General features: G+C 44.8%; 9 protein-coding genes and 1 pseudogene. 4 read left to right on the forward strand and 6 right to left on the reverse strand.

Annotated features, from left to right (window positions below; genetic code table 11):
• Positions 1–224: pseudogene (locus LC608_RS33975) on the forward strand (IS66 family transposase); the annotation flags it as partial.
• Positions 225–234: 10 nt separating this feature from the next.
• Here LC608_RS33975 and LC608_RS33980 read toward each other — a convergent pair.
• The 3 genes from LC608_RS33980 to uvrA all read right to left on the reverse strand — a co-directional run bounded on the left by LC608_RS33980 (position 235) and on the right by uvrA (position 3774).
• Positions 235–390 (reverse strand): DUF4926 domain-containing protein, encoded by a 156-nt coding sequence (locus LC608_RS33980; protein WP_229557771.1) that lies wholly within the window; start codon positions 388–390, stop codon positions 235–237.
• Positions 391–506: 116 nt separating this feature from the next.
• Positions 507–746 carry a DUF6883 domain-containing protein gene (locus LC608_RS33985; protein WP_229557772.1) on the reverse strand — a complete coding sequence of 80 codons (240 nt, stop codon included), beginning with the start codon at positions 744–746 and terminating at the stop codon, positions 507–509.
• A gap of 139 nt (positions 747–885) precedes the next feature.
• Positions 886–3774 carry an excinuclease ABC subunit UvrA gene (gene uvrA / locus LC608_RS33990; protein WP_229557773.1) on the reverse strand — a complete coding sequence of 963 codons (2889 nt, stop codon included), beginning with the start codon at positions 3772–3774 and terminating at the stop codon, positions 886–888.
• 182 nt (positions 3775–3956) lie between these two features.
• Here uvrA and LC608_RS33995 point away from each other — a divergent pair, with 182 nt between their 5' ends.
• A complete protein-coding gene (locus LC608_RS33995) occupies positions 3957–4703 on the forward strand; it encodes a Uma2 family endonuclease (RefSeq protein WP_229557774.1) in 747 nt (248 codons plus the stop codon).
• A gap of 63 nt (positions 4704–4766) precedes the next feature.
• On the forward strand, positions 4767–5474 hold the full coding sequence (locus tag LC608_RS34000; RefSeq protein ID WP_229557775.1) for a Uma2 family endonuclease: 708 nt from the start codon (positions 4767–4769) through the stop codon (positions 5472–5474).
• Positions 5475–5827: 353 nt separating this feature from the next.
• Here LC608_RS34000 and LC608_RS34005 read toward each other — a convergent pair whose 3' ends face one another.
• The 3 genes from LC608_RS34005 to LC608_RS34015 form a co-directional block, all read right to left on the reverse strand.
• Complete coding sequence (locus tag LC608_RS34005) at positions 5828–9784, reverse strand: AAA-like domain-containing protein (RefSeq protein ID WP_229557776.1); 3957 nt, start codon at positions 9782–9784, stop codon at positions 5828–5830.
• 124 nt (positions 9785–9908) lie between these two features.
• Positions 9909–10535, reverse strand: a complete 627-nt coding sequence (locus LC608_RS34010; protein ID WP_229557777.1) for a type I restriction enzyme HsdR N-terminal domain-containing protein — start codon at positions 10533–10535, stop codon at positions 9909–9911.
• A 239-nt stretch (positions 10536–10774) separates the two neighbouring features.
• Positions 10775–12490: an AAA-like domain-containing protein gene (locus tag LC608_RS34015; RefSeq protein WP_308189968.1), complete on the reverse strand. Its 1716-nt coding sequence runs from the start codon at positions 12488–12490 to the stop codon at positions 10775–10777.
• Positions 12491–12888: 398 nt separating this feature from the next.
• Between LC608_RS34015 and LC608_RS34020 the strand changes: the two genes are divergently transcribed.
• A complete protein-coding gene (locus LC608_RS34020; RefSeq protein ID WP_229557779.1) occupies positions 12889–15270 on the forward strand; it encodes a phosphoketolase in 2382 nt (793 codons plus the stop codon).
• Positions 15271–16203: the final 933 nt, after the last annotated feature.

A 16203-nucleotide genomic window follows, 5' to 3' on the forward strand; every position in this document is an offset into this window, starting at 1 on the left:
AGTCCTTCGGACACGCTTCGCGAACGCTGCGTTTGGCTGTGACAAAACGTAAAGTTAGTGGTGGTTCCCGTTCAATGGAGCGGTTTCAACATACTGCTAATTTATTGACCGTGGTACAGACTTGTCGTCGTCAAGCTAGGTCTGTCATTGATTTTTTTGCACAGGCTTTAATTGCTAATTCTAGTAACTGCCTGTCTTGCCCTTCTTTACTTCCTCAATATTAGACCTGAATCCTTACGTTTCTACGGCATAAACTTTTCCTCTTAAGTCGCTGAATTCTACTTCAAAAACTTTAGGTTCATACTCTTCTACAATTGTTCCTACTTGACCGCGATGCAATCCCAATTGTGGGAAGTCTTCGGTTAGGGCAACCACATCTAATAATTTCATTGGTATTACCTCATTGCTTAGATTTTAGATTATATAACAGGTGACTAGGCGGGGGAAGCCTTCCTTATTACGCACTATCCAAACACTTTGAATAATTGCTTGTTTATCTGAACGATTCAGGGAAAATCAATGATATATTTTTGACTGTATGAATTACTTTTACCAGGGATAGCATCATAATTGACTACTGCTTGTAAAAGTATGGCTTGTAATTCTTCTGCATCATCTAAATTTAAGTCTAGTGCAGATTTAAATACATGGGCTTTGTGTTTTCTCTCTGGATGTTCTGGGTTGAGACAGTAACCCGCAATTTTATCTATTTCAACGATAGCGCATTCAGGGTTAGGAAGTTTCATAATACGTTTGCTACAACCTTTGACTTACCCATACTGCAATTCAACAGTTACATAAAGATTAAATAGCCTCAAACTAGGGATAAAATTTAGAGATAGGATGGTTTAGTTTTATATAATGCACCATCCTACTTTCAAAAGACTAAGATTTCACCGCCGGATACTGCTTCAAAACTTGCTTTAAATATTGCCCAGTATAAGACCTGGGATTTTTTGCAACTTCCTCCGGTGTCCCCACAGCAATCAATTCTCCCCCTTTATCGCCACCTTCTGGTCCCAAATCTATCACCCAGTCAGAGCAACGAATTACATCTAAGTTGTGTTCAATTACTAAAATTGAATTACCTTTATCTACCAATCGTTGCAACACATCTAACAATTTATGGACATCATAAAAAGATAACCCTGTTGTCGGTTCATCTATTAAATAAAGTGTCTTACCTGTGGCGCGTCGAGATAGTTCTGTCGCCAATTTCACCCGTTGCGCTTCACCACCAGACAAGGTAGTCGCAGGTTGTCCTAGTTGGACATAACCTAACCCGACATCAAATAAAGTTTGCAAACGTGCGATCGCTTTGGGTATATTCTGGAAAAAGTCTAAACTTTCCTCAACTGTCATTCTCAGTACATCAGATATAGACTTATCTTTGTACTTCACCTGTAACGTTTCGCGGTTGTATCTTGCACCTTTACAAATTTCACATTGCACGTAAACATCAGGGAGAAAGTTCATTTCAATAACATTCACACCCTGTCCGCTACAAGCTTCGCAACGTCCACCTTTAACGTTGAAGGAAAATTGTCCAGGTTTGTAACCCCTAGCTTTGGCTTCTACTGTTTGGGAAAATACATCTCGAATGGCATCGAAAATCCCTGTGTAAGTTGCAGGGTTAGAACGTGGTGTGCGTCCAATGGGAGATTGATCGATAACGATCGCTTTATCAATCGCGTTTAACCCCTGGATTTTATCCAAATGTCTCGGTAAGGGAACTTTCTTAGTTAAATGGTGTTGCAGAGATGGGTACAGTAATTCGTTAATCAGGGTAGATTTGCCGGAACCAGACACACCAGTGATGGAGACGAGTTTACCTAATGGAATGTCTACATCTATATTTTGTAAATTGTTGCGATGGGCATTTTTAATTCCCAAACTGCGCCCATTTCCTTCTCGGCGTTCTGCTGGTGTGGTAATTACTCGTCTTCCTGATAAATATGCACCCGTCAAAGAATCTTCTGCTGCTAATAACGTCTGAAAATCACCTTGGGCGATAATATTTCCGCCGTGAATTCCTGCGCCAGGGCCAATATCAACAATGTGGTTGGCTGCACGAATTGTTTCTTCATCGTGTTCAACGACAATCAATGTATTACCCAAATCGCGCAATTTCGTTAAGGTTTTGAGCAACCTGCCATTATCTCGTTGATGCAAACCAATACTCGGTTCATCTAAAACGTAGAGAACTCCTGTTAAACCAGAACCAATTTGCGTTGCTAGACGAATTCGTTGGGCTTCACCACCGGAAAGGGTCATAGCTGGACGGTCAAGGGTGAGGTAATCTAAACCTACATCTAACAAAAATTGCAATCTGGCTTTGATTTCTCGCAGGACTAAATCAGCAATTTGTAACTGGCGATCGCTCAACTTAAATTGCTCAATTCTCTCCCGACAATCCCGAATTGATACGGTAGTCAATTCTAAAATTCCATATTGTCCCAACTTCACCGCCAAGGCTTCCGGTTTTAACCGTTTTCCCAGACAAACTTCACACGGTTGATCAATTAAATACTGCTCTAATTTTTGCTTAATTAATTCTGATCCACCCTCATATTGCCGTTGTAAAATTGGAATAGCACCTTTAAAACTCTGCTTCCTCTGTGCTTCTGCGGCTCGTTCATCTTTCTCTCCATAGAAAATAATTTGCTGCTGTTCTTCTGTCAGCTTGCTCCAATTTGTCTGTAACTCAAATCCATAAATCTGTCCTACGCTATAGAGTAATTCCAGATAATAAGAATTATCTTTTTCTGACCAAGGCGCGATCGCAGCATAAACTGGCGCTTCCCAGTCCGGTACGATCAAGTCTGGCGCAAATCTTCTTAAAGTCCCAATTCCGTGACAGTGCGGACAAGCACCATAAGGTGAGTTAAACGAGAACAATCGCGGTGATAATTCTTCCATTACCGCGCCATGTTCTGGACAGGCAAAGTTTTCCGAAAATACTAATTCTTCTTCCTTTTCTTGTCCGTCGTCGCCAAGCAGACTCACCAGAATGGCTGCAATACCACCGGATTGCTTGAGACACGTAGACAGGGAATCAACCAAACGCTCCTGAATATCAGCCTTTTTCACCAAGCGGTCAATTACCACTTCGATGGTGTGGGTAAAATTTTTATCCAATTCAATGGAATCTGACAGTTCGCGGATCTCGCCATTGATCCGCACGCGGACAAAACCTTGAGAAGCAAGACTTGACAAAAGCTTACGGTGTGTGCCTTTCTTCCCCCGGACAACGGGTGCAAGAATTTGGAAGCGGGTGCGATCTGGTAATTCCATGATGCGATCGCACATCTCATCGATTGTCTGGGGTGCAATACAGCGATCGCATATCGGACAATGGGGTTCGCCAGCTCGACCAAACAACAGGCGCAAATAGTCGTAAATCTCTGTCACCGTACCGACAGTGGAACGGGGGTTATGAGAGGTTGACTTTTGGTCAATAGAAATTGCTGGACTTAAGCCTTCAATGGCTTCCACATCCGGCTTATCCAGTTGTCCTAAAAATTGCCGTGCGTAGGCGCTGAGGGATTCGACATAGCGACGTTGCCCTTCAGCGAAAATGGTATCAAAGGCTAGGGAAGACTTACCAGAACCAGAAACGCCAGTGAATACGATTAGGCGATCGCGTGGCAATTCCAAGTCAATATTTTTCAGATTATGCTGCCTAGCACCCCGAATCCGAATGGTATTCTGGCTGTTGTGGCTGGGGTAAGGAAGATGTCCATTCAAGGATGCTGCTAGCTGTTTGTCTGACATATTGGGCGGCGAAGAAGGAGTTTCTTATGAAACAGTCCTTAATAATACTATCTTTAATTAGTTTATAGTAGAACAATCGTACTGTTTTAGTTAGTTATCCTTCCAGATTCATGGCGCAGACATCCTTAAGAGTCTGCTAATTTGGAAGCATCCCGATTAAATATCCTTCTGAGGGCGAAGCTATGGTATCGCAAATCCAACCGCCGACCCAGCCAGAGGTCATCTACCCAGATAGTGACGGACAACCAGTGGCAAATAATACTATACAGTTTGGCTGGATTGTGGAAATTAAGCAGAATCTAGATTGGCTATTTGCTGACGATCCAAATGTTTTTGTCGCCGGGGATTTATTTTGGTATCCGGTAGAGGGACGCAACAAAATTGTTAACGCCCCAGATGTGCTGGTGGTATTAGGTAGACCAAAGGGCGATCGGTTGTGCTACCAACAATGGAAAGAGGAGGGAATTGCACCGCAAGTAGTGTTTGAAATTCTTTCTCCGAGCAACACCCAAACTGAAATGGACAAGAAATTACTTTTCTATGATCGCTATGGCGTGGAAGAATACTACATTTACGATCCCGATCGCAATAATTTGCGTGGATGGTTGCGTAGCGAAGACGGTTTAGATGTCATCCCCCAAATGGAAGATTGGGTGAGTCCCCGTTTGAAAATTCGGTTTGCTTCATCAACAGAGGGTTTACAGTTATATCGCCCTGATGGAGAAAGGTTTTTAACTTATACAGAAATTTCTCGCAACGCCGAACAAGAACGCCAACGGGCTGAACAAGAACGACAACGGGCGGAACTTGCAGAACAAGCTAGAAGAGATGCCATACCCCGATTATTGCAAATGAATTTGAGCATCGAACAGATTGCCCAAGCTTTGGGATTGTCAGTAGAAGAAGTGCGAACCCTTGCTCAGGAGTAATGCCGTGGGCAATTTTTTAATCGGGCTATTAGAAATTGAAGTTGTACTTGAGATATTCTGATTATGCTAGCCAATGCAGCCACTCATAATGTCACCTGGGAAAAGTTACCTGATGATTTTGTTTTAGACAACGAACCAGTGGATAACATTAATCAGCCACTCTTGGCTGCTGCTTTAACAGAAAGCTTGGAACTTGCTGGCAGATTACCCGCCGATGCTTTAACCATCACTAACTACGGTATCTGCGCCACCTTGAATAATCGATTTGTGGTCAAAGCACCAGATTGGGGATATGTATCATCTATTCGAGTCTCACGAGAAGAAGTGAAGCGCAGTTATACGCCACGACTCCAAGGTGATATTCCCGTAATTGTGATGGAATTTCTCTCAGATACCGAAGGTGGAGAGTATTCTAGTAAACCGACCTATCCCCCTGGTAAATGGTTTTATTATGAGCAGATTTTACAAGTGCCAAACTATGCCATTTTTGAACCAGACGGCGGAGTTTTAGAAGTTTATCGGCGAGATGATTTAGGAAATTATGAACTGCAAACACCAGATGCAAATAATCGTCACTGGATTGCGGAAATGAATTTGTTTTTAGGCGTATGGCAAGGAAGCCGAGAAAACCGCACAGGTTATTGGTTACGTTGGTGGGATGACAACGGCGAATTATTACTGTGGGGTTTGGAGTTAGCAGCAAAAGAACGGCAGCGTGCAGAGAGATTAGCCGCTCAGTTAAAAGCGCTGGGAGTGGAACCGGAGGTTTAACTCGGAACTTCGACCTTTTTGCTCGGTCATTGGTGTTCGGAACTCGGAACTTTGACCTTTTTGCTCGGTCATTGGTGTTCGGAACTCGGAAGTTCGACCTTTTTACTCAGTCATTGGTGTTCGGAACTCGGAAGTTCGACCTTTTTGCTCGGCCGTTCGTGTTCGGAACTCGGAACTTCGACCTTTTTACTCGACCGTTCGTGTTCGGAACTCGGAACTTCGAGTTAAGAACTACGACGGGCTACGCCTAAGCCTTTGGCTCTACATTCGCACCCATAACTTACACCCCTGCCTCTCTGCACTGGTCACTAAGCGTAGTCGTTCGCGCAGCGTCTCGTAGAGAAGTGCTGCCCCTACCTCCCCGAACACACCCTTGGTGCATCAGGATGACTAGTTAAATAACCCTTAAGCCAACTGCAACCCTGCACCAGTAAATCATCAAGATCCAAATTCCACAGTTTGATCGTGTTGTCAAAACTGGCGGAGGCTAAGGTTTTGCCGTCGGGGCTGAACACCACACTATAGACCCCATCGCCATGACCTTCTAGGGTGGAAATGACTTTACCTGTGTCCCGATTCCACAGTTTGATCGTCTTGTCAGCACTGGCGGAGGCTAAGGTTTTGCCGTCGGGGCTGAACACCACACTTCTGACCTCAGCGCCATGACCTTCTAGAGTGGAAATGACTTTACCTGTGTCCCGATTCCACAGTTTGATCGTCTTGTCAGCACTAGCGGAGGCTAAGGTTTTGCCGTCGGGGCTGAACACCACACTATTGACCCAACTGCCATGACCTTCTAGGGTGGAAATGACTTTACCTGTGTCCCGATTCCACAGTTTGATCGTCTTGTCAGCACTGGCGGAGGCTAAGGTTTTGCCGTCGGGGCTGAACACCACACTCAAGACCAAATCGCCATGACCTTCTAGGGTGGAAATGACTTTACCTGTGTCCCGATTCCACAGTTTGATCGTCTTGTCAGCACTGGCGGAGGCTAAGGTTTTGCCGTCAGGGCTGAACACCACACTCCAGACCGGAGTACCATGACCTTCTAGGGTAGAAATGACTTTACCTGTGTCCCGATTCCACAGTTTGATCGTATTGTCTAAACTGGCAGAGGCTAAGGTTTTGCCGTCGGGGCTGAACACCACACTCAAGACCGAACTGCTATGACCTTCTAGGGTAGAAATGACTTTACCTATGTCCCGATTCCACAATTTGATCGTCTTGTCAGCACTGGCGGAGGCTAAGGTTTTGCCGTCGGGGCTGAACACCACACTCAAGACCGAACTGCTATGACCTTCTAGGGTGGAAATGACTTTACCTATTTCCCAATTCCACAGTTTGATCGTGTTGTCAAAACTGGCGGAGGCTAAGGTTTTGCCATCTGGGCTGAACACCACACTCCAGACCGAAGCGCCATGACCTTCTAGGGTGGAAATGACTTTACCTGTGTCCCGATTCCACAGTTTGATCGTATTGTCATTACTGGCGGAGGCTAAGGTTTTGCCGTCAGGGCTGAACACCACACTTCTGACCTCAGCGCCATGACCTTCTAGGGTAGAAATGACTTTACCTGTGTCCCGATTCCACAGTTTGATCGTCTTGCCTAAACTGGCAGAGGCTAAGGTTTTGCCGTCAGGGCTGAACACCACACTCCAGACCGGAGTACCATGACCTTCTAGGGTAGAAATGACTTTACCTGTGTCCCGATTCCACAGTTTGATCGTCTTGTCTAAACTGGCAGAGGCTAAGGTTTTGCCGTCAGGGCTGAACACCACACTAATGACCCATTCGCTATGACCTTCTAGGGTGGAAATGACTTTACCTGTGTCCCGATTCCACAGTTTGATCGTATTGTCTAAACTGGCAGAGGCTAAGGTTTTGCCGTCGGGGCTGAACACCACACTCAAGACCGAACTGCTATGACCTTCTAGGGTAGAAATGACTTTACCTGTGTCCCGATTCCACAATTTGATCGTCTTGTCAGCACTGGCGGAGGCTAAGGTTTTGCCGTCGGGGCTGAACACCACACTCCAGACCGAAGCGCCATGACCTTCTAGGGTGGAAATGACTTTACCTGTGTCCCGATTCCACAGTTTGATCGTATTGTCATCACTGGCGGAGGCTAAGGTTTTGCCGTCAGGGCTAAACACCACACTTCTGACCTCAGCGCCATGACCTTTTAGGCGATTTATTTCCCGAATATTCAGCAGAATATTCTGTAAACTAAACAATGGGCTGTAAGCAGGATAATCTGCTAGAGATTTTTTATCCTTGACTAGAGTTTTTAGTGCTTCCGCACTCTGCACTGCCAACAGCAAGCCCTCAATTTCCTTTGAAGGTACAAACTCCCGCAATACAGCAGTACCTTCTCGTTCCAATTGCGTAGCCTTCAAAGCAATTTCGCGCGCTGCATCTGCCTTTTTTAATTCCTCAAGAGAAGTTGTGCGGGCATTAACTGCCGTATTGAGAGCAACTCTAGCTGTTTCTAACTGTTGTTGCGCCTGCTGTTGTTCTTCCTTTGCCCGATTTAAATCTGCAACAGCTTTTTCACGCTGCTGTTGCGCCTCTTGTCCTTGTTGAATAGCTTGCTTTGCCTGTCCTTCAGCTTGACTAGCCTTTGCGCTAGCTGCTACCACTTTGTTTTCGGCTAATTTCAGGTTTTGCTGTGCCTGATTCACATTGGCATTTGCAGCCTTGAGCTTGACTGTGGCATCACGAAGATTAAGTTGTACCTGTGTAGCCTGTGCCGATATCTTTTTATTATCTGCTGATATCCGCGCATTATCTTGCTTAGTTATGTCGGTTTCGGTCTTTGCCTTTTTTAACTCTGTTTGGGCATCATCTGTTTGTTTTCTTGCTGTTCGCGCCTGTCCCAATTGATATTGAGCCAATATTAACGATGCTACAGCCCCCACCACAGCTAACCCCAACACCACAGAACCAATTTGAATCCGCCGATTAGCTTTGCGGTTCGCCTCCGCCAAAACCAGCCTCGCCTCTTCCTCAACTTCCAGGCGTTTCTGCACATCGCGCTTCTCTAATTCCTGGCTAGCAGCCAAAAACTGATAATCCAAGTCACTCAAACTTTTACCCGCAGCCCATTCCTGAGCATCCTGCAAAGCCTTACCCCGCAATAACCGCGACTCATCCTGTCGTTCTGACTCAACCCAGGCATTCAAAGTATCAGAATAAGGACGCAACTTTGCTAAAATCTTCTCGCTCCACTCCTGCTTAAACACCTCCTTATATATCCGGTTATAAATTCGCAGCTTTCCATCCCGCTTTACCACCAAACCCGTCAACCGCAATTCAGTTTGTTCAGCACTATCATCAGTGGCTATCTCTCCCTGCTGCGAAATCTGCTGACACAAAGCCAACAATCGCCCAGTCCTCTGTTCCCCACTCCGCATAATCCTGTCTCGAATCGTCTTCAAATGCTCCGGCTCATCCTGCGTCTCCCAATTCTCAATAATCCCCTCGCGTACCAAACTCTCCACGCACTCCTCTGCCCCTCTGCTCCCCTGCCCTCCTGCCCCCCTGCACCCCTGCACCAGCAACTTACAAACTTTTTGCGTCAAAAACGGCTGTCCTCCCGTCCAGTCCAGCACCACCTGCATCAATTCTTGAGAATCACCCACTTCTGCCAATCCCTGTGCCAAGGGTTGCGCCTCTTGGAGTTGAAAGCCAGTTAAATCAATTGCCTGGCCAATATTAAAAGGTGTCCGGCGTTTGTCTTGAATCAAATCTGAAGGCGTAGACACGCCAATCAAAGCAAAAGTGAGGCGATTATATTCAGGATGGTCTGCTCGTCGGTTGTAGCAATCGCGGATAACTGCAAAAAAGTCATCCAAGTTGAATGAAAGACTCAGAATGCTGTCAATTTCATCAATAAAAATAACAATCTTTTCAGTAATTGTTTTTAGTAATATTGTTTCAAAAAACTTGCTCAAGCGCTGCACTGGTGAAAGCAACCCGTTATCAGTCCACCAAGTATCTAAATCAAAAGTTGTATAAATATTAAAACTTCCCACCAGAGTATCAATCACCCCGGCATACCACTGTTCTGGCGTAATATCTGCCGTACCAATAGCTGTAATATCAACAGCAGCACAAGCAAATCCCTCAGTTTGCAACTGCTGCATTACCTGCACCCGCAAGCTAGATTTTCCCATCTGCCGGGAATTGAGTACATAACAAAAATCCCCAGCCTTCAAGCCTTCATAGAGGTCATGGTCAGCTTGCCGTCTAACATAAGTTGGTGCATTTTGAGGCAGACTCCCACCGACTTGATACTGGTATTGGGTCATAAACAATTAAAAATTCAGCGTGAGTTAAACAAACCTCTCCCTGCCTTGAACTAAAGTTCAAGTCTGTCCCTCTCCGATTCGGAGAGGGACGGTTTTGCGTAGTAAAACCAAGGAGAGGTCATAATTACGAATTACGAATTAAACCAGCTAGATGTTTTAACACTTTTACCACAGTATATAAGTCATCCCCACGATTAAGCGACAGTGTGTAAGATAAGGCATATCTCGGTGTACTCTGTTTCGTCAACTTAATAAATTGAAATTCACTACCATTGGTGACAAACCCAAAAACAGGTTTTGCTGAAGTTGCATCTGCCAACATATAAGCCAATGCTTGTGGAATTGCTGGCACTAAGGAGTAATCTGCTCGTTTTGCCTCAATAACGAAAACCCAAAGTGGAGGATGAAACACCAAGATGTCAATACGTCCTCTGATAATCATGCCTTCGTCTTCAGAAGAAATTCTGACCTCTTCTTTCGACGCGATGTAAAAAGGCGGTTGATAAAAACCTGCTAGACGCAACATCGGAGATAGCACCACCATTTTGACTACAGGTTCTAAAATTTGGTAGCGGGATAAATGCAAATAGTCTGCCTTGACTTCGTTGAGAGATTGCTTTTCTAAGTCACTCAACTCAGGTAAATCTTGCTGCCACTCTGAAAAAAACTGTTCGTTGTCTGCACGTTGTAGCCCAAATTGATCTATGAGTTGGGCTAGGGTGATATCTTTTCCTTGAATAACTTGAACCATTTTTGAGCCTTTTAGTTATAGCGATTCAAAAAATGTTTGCGATAGATTACCCCACCCTAACCCTCCCCTTAGAAAGGGGAGGGAACCGGATTTCTGATCTCCCCCCTTAACAAGGGGGGATTAAGGGGGGTGATACCTGGATAAGCGGAGGAATTTGTCTATGTGTCGCATTCTTTTTTCAAATTGGTACTAAATGGTAATTGGAGATGAAAGTTATATTGCACTCCTAATGTACTTTTTTAATTTTTCAACCCCAAGCGATCGCAAAAATATTGACGATACAATTTACACAGTGGCACTACTTGATTGCCTTGAAACTTAACTAACCCCATGCTGCGGAGTTTAAACGCTTCAGTTGTGCCTACATCTACGGGGCGATTTGCCATCATCACTTGTTTGACCGCAGCTAGCAATTCTGCATCCTCTTGCAAATTCAGCCAATGGCGGCGCAGATGGTCACTGTAAGGGCCTTCCTCAGTTGCCGCGATTTTTTGCAGATTTTCCAGCGTCATTCGACCACGGGCAATTTCATAAAGCGCTACCCGCACTAAATAAGGATGACCACCGACGAGTGTCATTAATTCTTCAATTTGTGAATCAGACCAATTGAGTCCGTGACGCTGTACCAAGTTTTGTACTTGTATTTGATTTAAGTCTGGCAACTCAATGGGTAAGCCGACATTAAAAGGTGACTGATTAATATTGAGCGGAATATAAACTTCCTTAGAATGCACAATTACCAACCGGAGATTTTTCCAAACCGTCTCATTCTTTGACCGCTCATGCCAAGCTCGTAGTAATCCAAAAAAATCAGCAGCAATTATAGGATGCTTGAAGACTTCATCAACTTCATCCAAACCTATAGCTACGGGGCTATTAATGGCGGGTAATAAATACCGTTGAAAGTAATTTGTACATTTATTCTTGCTACCTAAAACACCTTTCCAATACTCATCTAACTTATCGGGTAGATTCAGTTCGTAGGTAATGCTGGCACAGAACCACTGCAAAAACTGATCTAAATTGCCGAGAAATTCTGCATCGGCTGACTGGAAATTTACGGCTGCTGTCTGATAGCCGTTTTGACTAGCATGATGGAGAACCCGCGACATGAGCGAAGTTTTGCCCATCTGCCGGGGAGCTTTGATGCGAATTAAGGCCCCTGGTTGAAGAATAGCTTCATAACAGTCTACCTCAATAGGCGATCGCTCCACATAGAACGCAGAGTTTAGAGCTACCTGCCCTTCGGGATTTTCTAAGGAGACTGCTGTTTTTATCTCTGTATCTGGAATAATTTCGTTAGCAGAGATAGCACCTTGGGGATTGTTCCGACTTTTCAGCACTGGGGTGGAAGACTCTGGAATACTTTCTAAATCAATAGCGCTACAGCCAAACTCATAAGCATCCTCATAAGACCTATCAGCGCCTAGTGCATCATAAAAGCCTACCGCGAATTTAATTGCTGCCCTGTCCCCAATTGCCCGATTCATCCCAACTACGCAATTAATGTGTTGATAAATTGCTTCAGCTTGCACCTCGCTATAACAGGCATTTAATAATACACACTCAATTTTGTCTTTAAATAACTTAAATAGCCTTGCCAGTGACTCCGTACTCACCAGCTGCATTTGCCCTGTATTATTTTCTAAGGCTAAACCTTGATTTCCTCCACCATGTCCAGAAAAATGGATAATATGAGGATCGTGATCTAAAAGCGCACGCCGCAAATCGTCAGGACGCACTGCCCATTTAGTAATAAGTTCAAACTTATCTCGGCTGCGAGAGCGTTGCAAGCCTTCCTGAATTTCCCTAACTTCCTCGTCCAACCGTAGTTTATCCGTCGTCGTGGGATTCGCCGACACAATCAGGATTTTTTTCACAGCGCTATAACTATTGAATGCAGTCCTCTGCCTTAGATGTAGTTTACTACAGCAGGTAACTAGACAATTACTGATAGCGCATTACCGTGAATGAGCCTTTGATATTCATACCTTCCGGTGAAGGCGGTTTAAAAGAGTCAGTGGTACTTTTTGATCAAGTAGTTGTCATCTATAGGCAGCGATTAATCCGAAAATTAGGAACACTTTCTACTAACTATTTATTAATGCCAAAAATAGCATTTTAGCACACTTTATAACTAAGCAATTATAAGGAAAATATGTTGATTGATAGTATCAATTAGTGGCGTAAGCGTAGCCCGTTCTAGACATCGCTCTCCATTCTTGCCCAGAAGCAAGGAAATTAATCCAAAGGCTGGAAGAACTCATGATGGGGAGATGGCAATTATTTTGAAAAAAAGTATAATTGCTGACTGGATGATCCGCCAAAAACCTTCTCTAATGGAGTGTCGATAATGACATTAGCAACAACTCCACAAACAAAGCCTTTAACAGAAGAAGAATTACGTAAGATAAACGCCTACTGGCGTGCAGCTAACTATCTTTCGGTTGGGCAGATATATTTACTCGACAATCCGCTACTGAGAGAACCGCTAAAGCTGGAACACGTCAAACCCAGGCTCTTAGGTCACTGGGGAACAACACCAGGGCTTAACTTGATCTATGCCCACCTGAATCGGGTCATTAAAAAATATGATCTAAACACGATCTATATTGCTGGCCCTGGTCATGGAGGCCCTGGACTGGTAGCCAACACCTATCTGGAAGGCACTTACACCGAGTATTATCACAACATCTCCCAGGATGCTGAAGGAATCCATAAACTCTTCAAACAGTTCTCTTTCCCTGGTGGGATTCCTAGCCACGTTGCACCAGAAACCCCTGGTTCCATCCACGAAGGGGGGGAATTAGGTTATGCCCTCGTCCATGCTTACGGTGCTGCCTTTGATAACCCTGACTTAATTGTTGCTGCTGTTGTGGGTGACGGTGAAGCTGAAACAGGTGCTTTAGCAACTAGTTGGCATTCCAATAAGTTTCTTAACCCCGTGCATGATGGGGCTGTACTGCCGATCCTCCACTTAAATGGGTATAAAATTGCTAACCCAACAGTACTGGCACGGATCAGCCATGAGGAATTAGAAAGCTTATTTGTAGGCTACGGCTACAAGCCCTATTTTGTCGAAGGCGACGATCCCGCAGATGTCCACCAACAGATGGCGGCGACTCTAGATACAGCGATCACCGAAATTCAAAGTATCCAAAGAGAAGCCCGCGTACACGGTTTCACCGAACGTCCCCAGTGGCCAATGATTGTCTTGAAAACCCCCAAAGGTTGGACAGGGCCAAAGGAAGTTGATGGCAAAAAAACAGAAGGTTCTTGGCGATCGCACCAAGTTCCCTTGAGCAACATAACCAAACAGCCAGAACATCTGAAACTCCTAGAAGATTGGATGAAGAGTTACAACCCAGAAGAACTCTTCGACGCTAACGGTACACTGATTCCCGAACTAGCAGAACTGGCTCCCAAAGGTCATCGACGCATGGGTGACAATCCCCACGCTAACGGCGGTCTTTTGCTGCGCGACCTGAAGATGCCCGACTTTCAGGACTATGCTGTAGATGTTCTCAAACCAGGGCAAGCGATCGCTGAAGCTACCCAAGTTGCAGGAACTTTTCTGCGGGATATCATGCAACTTAACCAAGAAAGCCGCAACTTTCGCATCGTTGGCCCTGATGAAACAGCATCGAATCGCTTGGGCGGTGTGTTGGAAGTTACAAACCGGACTTGGGTAGCCCAGGGCCTCCCCGAAGATGACCACCTTTCCCCTGATGGTCGGGTAATGGAAGTTCTCAGCGAAACTAATTGTCAAGGATGGTTAGAAGGCTACCTCCTCACCGGCCGCCACGGGTTTTTCTCTTGCTATGAGGCGTTCATCCACATCATTGACTCAATGTTCAATCAGCACGCCAAATGGCTGAAAACGACCAGAGATATTCCCTGGCGTAAACCAATTGCTTCCCTCAATTATCTACTCACCTCACACGTTTGGCGGCAAGACCACAACGGTTTTTCGCACCAAGACCCCGGTTTTATTGACCATGTAATCAACAAAAAAGCAGAAATCGTTCGCGTGTATTTGCCCCCCGATGCCAACACTTTGCTATCGGTAACTGACCATTGTTTAAGAAGTCGTAACTATGTCAACGTCATCGTTGCCGGAAAGCAACCAGCATTGCAATACCTAGATATGGATGCTGCTATCAAGCACTGCACCAAGGGCATCGGTATTTGGGAATGGGCAAGCAACGACCAAGGCGGCGAACCAGATGTAGTGATGGCTTGTGCTGGAGATATTCCCACTTTAGAAACTTTAGCGGCTGTGGACATTCTGCGTCAGCACTTCCCTGAGTTAAAGGTGCGGGTAGTGAACATAGTCGATTTGATGACACTACAGCCAAAAAGCGAACATCCCCACGGTTTGAGCGGAAAAGACTTTGAAACCATTTTTACCACAAACAAACCGATTATCTTTGCATTTCATGGCTATCCTTGGCTGATTCATCGCCTAACCTATCGCCAGCCTAACCATGATAACTTGCATGTGCGTGGCTATAAAGAAGAAGGAACCACCACCACTCCCTTTGATATGGTTGTGCTTAACGATCTAGATCGCTTTCATCTAGTAATGGACGTAATTGATCGCGTACCAAAACTAGGATATAGGGCAGCTTATGTCAAACAGCAGTTGCAAGATAAGCTGATCGAACACAAACATTACATTGAGAAAAACGGCGATGATATGCCGGAAATTCGCGATTGGAAGTGGCCCTATTAACTAATTACTAATTCGTAATGGGCTACGCCCCGCTACGCTAACGTAATTCGTAGTGAAGAATTCAATTACGAATTACGAATTATTTTAACTTCTTCTCTCTGTGTTCTCTGTGTCTCTGTGGTTAAAATAATTACTTTTTAACCGCAGAGGCAGAGAGAACGCTGAGAAAAACAATCTTATTTTACGAATGATTTAGGACTGCTATAAGCTAAACCACATCTAGTTTGCATATCTAAAATTTATATAACTCTTGTGGGGTGGGCATCTTGCTCGCCGTACTTATGCAATTTAAATGTGGAACAGCTTATAAGCAATAGATACCTCGAAATCGTGTTGAGGTACTCCGAAGTCGTGTTGAGGTACTCCGAAGTCGTGTTGAAGTACTCCGAAGTCGTGTTGAAGTACTCCGAAGTCGTGTTGAAGTACTCCGAAGTCGTGTTGAAGTACTCCGAAGTCGTGTTGAAGTACTCCGAAGTCGTGTTGGAGTACTTCAAACTTTGTCGCACCGCGATCAAGTATACAGGTGCGTAGGCGTAGCCCGTACTTCTCTACGAGACGCTGCGCGAACGGCAAGCTTAGTGACCACCGTAGGCATCGCTTTCATAAATCTCCACAAACAAAGCGATTGCTTGACTTTTAAAACAGTCGCTACTATTCTTCTCAACCCAAGCGTATTGGCTTATATGGGCCAATATGCTTAGGTTAATGGAATTTATCTGTTAAGGTAGGCTGCTCTTGAGTAAGAGGAGAGTTAAAATCTTGTGTATCTACCTCGGATACTCATTCTTAATTCCTAACTCAGCACTTAAGAACTCTTGCATAAATATTTTGTGGTATAATCAAGGGTTGCTTTTCCCTATATTTGAGGTGGTGAAAATATCATTAGCATACCAAGCTTTTTGATTGAGTATGAGCCAGCGATCGCTAGCTAAA

The organism is Nostoc sp. XA010 (assembly GCF_020829625.1).
Taxonomy (GTDB): domain Bacteria; phylum Cyanobacteriota; class Cyanobacteriia; order Cyanobacteriales; family Nostocaceae; genus Nostoc.

Excerpts from the sequence above, each read along its gene's own strand:
- LC608_RS34010 (WP_229557777.1), bottom strand. The coding sequence starts at position 10,535 with ATGGTTCAAGTTATTCAAGGAAAAGATATCACCCTAGCCCAACTCATA.
- LC608_RS34020 (WP_229557779.1), top strand. The coding sequence starts at position 12,889 with ATGACATTAGCAACAACTCCACAAACAAAGCCTTTAACAGAAGAAGAA.
- LC608_RS33985 (WP_229557772.1), bottom strand. The coding sequence starts at position 746 with ATGAAACTTCCTAACCCTGAATGCGCTATCGTTGAAATAGATAAAATT.
- LC608_RS33995 (WP_229557774.1), top strand. The coding sequence starts at position 3,957 with ATGGTATCGCAAATCCAACCGCCGACCCAGCCAGAGGTCATCTACCCA.
- LC608_RS34000 (WP_229557775.1), top strand. The coding sequence starts at position 4,767 with ATGCTAGCCAATGCAGCCACTCATAATGTCACCTGGGAAAAGTTACCT.
- uvrA (WP_229557773.1), bottom strand. The coding sequence starts at position 3,774 with ATGTCAGACAAACAGCTAGCAGCATCCTTGAATGGACATCTTCCTTAC.
- LC608_RS33980 (WP_229557771.1), bottom strand. The coding sequence starts at position 390 with ATGAAATTATTAGATGTGGTTGCCCTAACCGAAGACTTCCCACAATTG.
- LC608_RS34005 (WP_229557776.1), bottom strand. The coding sequence starts at position 9,784 with ATGACCCAATACCAGTATCAAGTCGGTGGGAGTCTGCCTCAAAATGCA.